This window comes from Streptomyces flavofungini, assembly GCF_041028215.1.
Taxonomy (GTDB): Bacteria; Actinomycetota; Actinomycetes; order Streptomycetales; family Streptomycetaceae; genus Streptomyces; species Streptomyces flavofungini_B.
This window is the reverse complement of the sequence record NZ_JASKYR010000857.1, coordinates 1-3,153: the sequence shown is the minus strand read 5'-3', so window position 1 is coordinate 3,153 and position 3,153 is coordinate 1. Positions and strand designations below refer to the sequence as shown.

Sequence of the window (3,153 nt, the reverse complement as noted above, 5' to 3'; positions counted from 1 at the left end):
AGCCAGTAACCTTGTGCGGGGCGTGTCCACGCCCCGCATCCCCGCCCCGAGTACTGCGAAAGGTGTCCGCAGCCCCGTGGAAACCGCAGAAAACGCCGCCCCGGCAGCCGTGATCGTCGCCATCGACGGCCCCTCCGGCACGGGCAAGTCGAGCACCTCCAAGGCCGTCGCCGCCCAGCTCGGGCTCAGCTACCTGGACACCGGCGCCCAGTACCGGGCGATCACCTGGTGGATGGTGCACAACGGCATCGACCTCACCGACCCCGGCGCGATCGCCGACGTCGCGGGCAAGCCCGGCATCGTCTCCGGCACCGACCCGCTGGCCCCGGCCATCACGGTCGACGGCACGGACGTCTCGGGCCCGATCCGCACCACCGAGGTCACCTCCAAGGTCAGCGCGGTCAGCGCCGTCCCCGAGGTCCGCGCCCGCATCACCGAGCTCCAGCGCTGGATCGCGGAGTCGGCGGAGAAGGGCATCGTCGTCGAGGGCCGCGACATCGGCACCACCGTGCTGCCCGACGCCGATCTCAAGATCTTCCTCACCGCCTCGCCCGAGGCCCGCGCCGCCCGCCGCTCCGGCGAGCTCAAGGGCGCCGACGTCAAGGCGACCCAGGAAGCCCTGATCAAGCGGGACGCGGCCGACTCCAGCCGCAAGACGTCCCCGCTGGCCAAGGCGGACGACGCCGTCGAGGTCGACACCACCGAGCTCACCCTCCAGCAGGTCATCGAGTGCGTGGTCACCCTCGTCGAGGAGAAGCGGGCCGCGAAGTGAGCAGGGCTTCCACGGGGCGTGGCGCCGCCGGGCACGCAGCTGCCGGGCCCGGTGCCTCCGAGCGGGGGGCCTCCGAGCGGGGGGCCGAGGTCGGCCGCCGGATCGGCGTCGGCCTGATGTACGGCCTGTGGAAGCCGCGTGTCCTCGGCTCCTGGCGGGTGCCCGCGAGCGGGCCCGTGATCCTGGCCGTCAACCACTCGCACAACGTCGACGGCCCGATGGTCATGGGTGTCGCGCCCCGGCCCACGCACTTCCTGATCAAGAAGGAAGCGTTCGTCGGACCGCTCGGCACCTTCCTGGACGCCATCGGACAGGTGAAGGTCGACCGCTCGGGCGCCGACCGCACGGCCATCACCCGGGCCCTCGGCGTGCTGGCGCAGGGCGGCGTCCTCGGCATCTTCCCCGAGGGCACCCGGGGCGAGGGCGACTTCGCCTCGCTGCGCGCCGGGCTCGCGTACTTCGCCGTGCGTTCCGGCGCCCCGATCGTCCCGGTCGCGGTCCTCGGCAGCACCGAGCGCGACGGACGGCTGATAAAGCAGCTTCCGCCGCTGCGCAGCCGGGTCGACGTCGTCTTCGGCGACCCGTTCGAAGCGGGTGACGGCAGCGGGCGGCGGACGCGCAAGGCGCTGGACGAGGCGACCCTGCGCATCCAGGAGCGGCTCTCCTGCCACCTGGAAAACGCCAGGCGCCTGACCGGGCGCTGAGCGAGACTTATCAAGTAGTGCGCGGAACCGATACGCGGACCCGAGCACCGATCACCACGATGAACGACGAGGTACGGACTTCATGAGCGACCAGATCCAGCCCGAGGGCGACGGCTTCGCCGAGCACGACCACGGGGCGCTCGGCGACGCCGAGTACGCGCAGTTCATGGAGCTCGCCGCCGAGGAGGGCTTCGACGTCGAGGACGTCGAGGGCGCCATCGAGGAGGCGGGCCACGGCCCGCTGCCCGTGCTCGCCGTCATCGGCCGCCCCAATGTCGGCAAGTCGACCCTGGTGAACCGCATCATCGGCCGCCGCGAGGCCGTCGTGGAGGACCGCCCCGGCGTGACCCGCGACCGCGTCACCTACGAGGCCGAGTGGTCGGGCCGCCGCTTCAAGCTCGTCGACACCGGCGGCTGGGAGCAGGACGTGCTCGGCATCGACGCGTCCGTCGCCGCCCAGGCGGAGTACGCGATCGAGGCCGCGGACGCCGTGGTCTTCGTCGTGGACGCCACGGTCGGCGCCACCGACACCGACGAGGCGGTCGTCCGCCTCCTGCGCAAGGCGGGCAAGCCCGTCGTGCTCTGCGCCAACAAGGTCGACGGCCCCTCCGGCGAGGCCGACGCCACCGCCCTGTGGTCCCTCGGCCTCGGCGAGCCGCACCCCATCTCCGCGCTGCACGGCCGCGGCACCGGCGACATGCTGGACGCCGTCCTGGAGGCGCTGCCCGAGGCGCCCGCGCAGACCTTCGGCACCGCCATCGGCGGCCCCCGCCGCATCGCGCTCATCGGCCGTCCGAACGTCGGCAAGTCCTCGCTGCTCAACAAGGTGGCGAACGAAGACCGCGTGGTCGTCAACGAACTGGCGGGCACCACCCGTGACCCGGTCGACGAGCTCATCGAGCTGGGCGGCGTGACCTGGAAGTTCGTCGACACGGCGGGCATCCGCAAGCGCGTCCACCTCCAGCAGGGCGCCGACTACTACGCCTCGCTGCGCACCGCCGCCGCCGTGGAGAAGGCGGAGGTCGCGGTGATCCTCATCGACGCCTCCGAGACGATCTCCGTGCAGGACCAGCGCATCGTGACGATGGCCGTCGAGGCGGGCCGCGCGATCGTGGTGGCGTACAACAAGTGGGACACCCTCGACGAGGAGCGCCGCTACTACCTGGAGCGGGAGATCGAGACCGAGCTGGCCCAGGTCGCCTGGGCGCCCCGGGTCAATGTCTCCGCGGCCACCGGGCGGCACATGGAGAAGCTGGTCCCGGCGATCGAGACGGCCCTCGCGGGCTGGGAGACGAGGGTGCCGACCGGACGGCTCAACGCCTTCCTCGGCGAGATCGTCGCCTCCCACCCGCACCCGGTCCGCGGCGGCAAGCAGCCGCGCATCCTCTTCGGCACGCAGGCGGGCACGAAGCCGCCGCGCTTCGTCTTCTTCGCGTCGGGCTTCATCGAGGCCGGTTACCGCCGCTTCCTGGAGCGCCGCCTGCGCGAGGAGTTCGGCTTCGACGGCACGCCGATCCACATCTCGGTCCGGGTGCGCGAGAAGCGCGGCCGCAAGAAGTAGCACGCGAGCGTCCCGCTCGTCCGCGGACGCCCCGTCCGCGGGCGGGCGAAGGCCCGGCCCCGTTTCCCGGGGCCGGGCCTTCGTGCGCTCAGCGGTGGCGGCGCGGGGCCGGGGGC

3 protein-coding genes are annotated in these 3,153 nt (G+C 72.6%); all 3 read left to right on the top strand.

Translation table 11 applies throughout. The annotated features are described in order from the left end of the window. Positions 1-76: 76 nt before the first annotated feature. On the top strand, positions 77-772 hold the full coding sequence (cmk, locus tag AB8Z36_RS35595; protein WP_369217526.1) for a (d)CMP kinase: 696 nt from the start codon (positions 77-79) through the stop codon (positions 770-772). Between the two features lie 116 nt (positions 773-888). After that, positions 889-1,476, top strand: coding sequence for a lysophospholipid acyltransferase family protein (locus tag AB8Z36_RS35590; protein WP_369217527.1), 588 nt, complete (start codon positions 889-891; stop codon positions 1,474-1,476). An 82-nt stretch (positions 1,477-1,558) separates the two neighbouring features. Further along, positions 1,559-3,037 (top strand): ribosome biogenesis GTPase Der, encoded by a 1,479-nt coding sequence (gene der, locus AB8Z36_RS35585; protein ID WP_369217525.1) that lies wholly within the window; start codon positions 1,559-1,561, stop codon positions 3,035-3,037. The last annotated feature ends 116 nt before the right edge of the window (positions 3,038-3,153 follow it).

Bases quoted from the DNA above. Each gene is read 5' to 3' on its own strand.
- AB8Z36_RS35590 (WP_369217527.1), top strand. From the start codon at position 889: ATGTACGGCCTGTGGAAGCCGCGTGTCCTCGGCTCCTGGCGGGTGCCC.
- der (WP_369217525.1), top strand. From the start codon at position 1,559: ATGAGCGACCAGATCCAGCCCGAGGGCGACGGCTTCGCCGAGCACGAC.